The 1,907-nt window shown below is 52.6% G+C and carries 4 protein-coding genes; 1 reads left to right on the top strand and 3 read right to left on the bottom strand.

Features of this window, described 5'->3' with window-relative positions; translation table 11 throughout:
* The coding region (locus tag FEM54_RS31570; RefSeq protein WP_171045954.1) for a VOC family protein at nucleotides 1-197 on the bottom strand (197 nt) is incomplete at its 3' end.
* Nucleotides 198-390: 193 nt separating this feature from the next.
* On the opposite strand from FEM54_RS31570, the gene FEM54_RS31565 reads away from it, so the two are divergent.
* Entirely contained in the window at nucleotides 391-927 is a 537-nt protein-coding gene (locus tag FEM54_RS31565) for a DUF4946 domain-containing protein (RefSeq protein WP_017135499.1), read from the top strand.
* A gap of 104 nt (nucleotides 928-1,031) precedes the next feature.
* On the opposite strand, the gene FEM54_RS31560 is transcribed toward FEM54_RS31565, so the two are convergent.
* Both FEM54_RS31560 and FEM54_RS31555 read right to left on the bottom strand, forming a co-directional pair.
* Complete coding sequence (locus FEM54_RS31560; protein ID WP_017135500.1) at nucleotides 1,032-1,394, bottom strand: histone-like nucleoid-structuring protein, MvaT/MvaU family; 363 nt, start codon at nucleotides 1,392-1,394, stop codon at nucleotides 1,032-1,034.
* Between the two features lie 199 nt (nucleotides 1,395-1,593).
* The coding region (locus FEM54_RS31555) for an EAL domain-containing protein (protein WP_138454167.1) at nucleotides 1,594-1,907 on the bottom strand (314 nt) is incomplete at its 5' end.

Here is a 1,907-nt window from a genome sequence, read left to right as displayed (position 1 = left end):
AGAAAGTAGAGGCTGAATTCGGCTTCCGGGAAGTCACGCTTTTCAACCAGGGAAAAGCCCAATACGCGGGTGTAGAAGTCCAGCGATTTGGTGATGTCCTTGACCCGCAGCATGGTGTGGTTGAACACGAAGTTCGACGTGGCGGTGTCAGGTTGGGCGGTGACGCCCGGGAAAGTGTTCAGATCGTGCAGGCTCATGGGCCCTCCAGAAAAAATGGGGCAAACGCGACTCGTGACTTGAGTGGTCCCTTGGCTTGCGGCCGGCATCCGTGCCGCACCGCCATGATACGCAAGCGTTGCCGGCCGAGCCAAATGAAAAAGGTTACTCAGCCCTTGCGAGCCAAGGGTGTCAGGCTCAAACTTCGACGCTTGAACCTTGGGTGTTTTCTTGATGATTGAATTTCGTAAGCCGTTGTTGAGCGCTGTATGCGTGTTGCTGGGAAGCCCCTTTGTGTTGGCGGCCGACCCGGAAATTCATTGGCCCAGCGGCTGGCAAGTCGAGGAAGTAGTGCCCGACGACGAAGCGCCGGTAAAACCTCAGGCGGTGTCCCGCCAACGCGCAATCAAGAATGATGAAAACGGCAACACCTTGATGGTCATGGAGTTGACCGGTACACCGATTGAGGCGGGCCATAAAGTTAATCTTCAAGGCGTACTGCTGGAAATGCGCAAATCCATCCAGAAGGATTTTGCCGGCAGCGGTTATCAAAGCGTGTGCACCAAAATGCACACCAGCACATTGAGCCGTCTTGAAGCGCTGGAAACTACTTGCGTGATTACCGAGAACGGTCGGCACATATTGTCACAAACATTGGTCGGCGCAGTTGATAGCGATAAAGCCTATGTCTTTTCCTTCGCCGGTCAGGCCGAGGCCTATGAAGCCAGTAAGGCTGAAGTCAGTTCAGTGCGTGATAGCCTTAAACTTTGAACGGGTTATCTCACTCGTTTTTGAACAAAGTGAACACTTGATTAAGTTCGTTTTCGAAGCAAAAAAAAACCCCGCATCAGCGGGGTTTTTGCAGCGTCTTTTGATCAGCCGCGCAACCAGGAATCTACTGTGGCAGCGCCATACTGTTCTTTCCAGGCTTTCAGGCCGCGGTGGTTGCCGCCTTTGGTTTCGATCAGTTCGCCGGTGTGTGGGTTGTGGTAAACCTTGACCACACGTGCGCGGCGCTGTTTTGGTGCGGCGGCAGCAGCGCTGGCTTTGCCAGGGTTAGGATCAAGGATCGAGATGATGTCGCGCAGGCTTTTGCCGTAGTGCTTCATCAGCCCTTGCAGCTTTTCTTCGAATTCGATTTCTTTTTTCAGGCCGGCGTCGTTCTTCAAGGATTCCAGCTGAGCCAGCTGTTCTTGAAGGGCTTTTTCTGCTGCGCGAAATTCGGCGAGTCTGGACAAAATCTGTACTCCAATAGTGTAGTTGGCTGATATCAACTGCAGATAAAGCGTGTAAGCCAGGAGCTTTAAGGTAACTCAAAGAAAGAGGCCTTTCTGCGAGTTCAGCACAGGCAGGAAAAATTGTAGTAGTTAATGCCGCGCGAGTAAATCACGGCGTTACCTAAATAAGATTATTTCATCCAGCGCACTAGATGGCTATTCAATGGCTGCTCAGCGACTTAATGAATTCTTCACAGGGTAGCGGCCGGCCGAACAGGTAGCCCTGCAGGAAGTCCACACCTTGGGCCGCGAGGTATTCGCATTGCTCTGCTGTTTCCACGCCCTCGGCGACAATACCCAGGTCCAGCTTGCCGCTGAGTTCTATGATGCTGTCCAGAATATGCCGTGAGAGTGCATCGGCGCCAATCATGGCGACAAAACTTTGATCGATTTTCAAGTAGTCGACGTTGAAGTTGCGTAAGTAACCCAGGCTGGAGTGGCCGGTTCCGAAGTCATCAATCGCGATCATCACCC

Origin of the sequence: Pseudomonas edaphica (genome assembly GCF_005863185.1) — a bacterium.
Classification (GTDB): Bacteria; Pseudomonadota; Gammaproteobacteria; order Pseudomonadales; family Pseudomonadaceae; genus Aquipseudomonas; species Aquipseudomonas edaphica.
This window is presented reverse-complemented; position numbering and strand designations above follow the sequence as displayed.

Bases quoted from the DNA above. Each gene is read 5' to 3' on its own strand.
- FEM54_RS31565 (WP_017135499.1), top strand. From the start codon at position 391: ATGATTGAATTTCGTAAGCCGTTGTTGAGCGCTGTATGCGTGTTGCTG.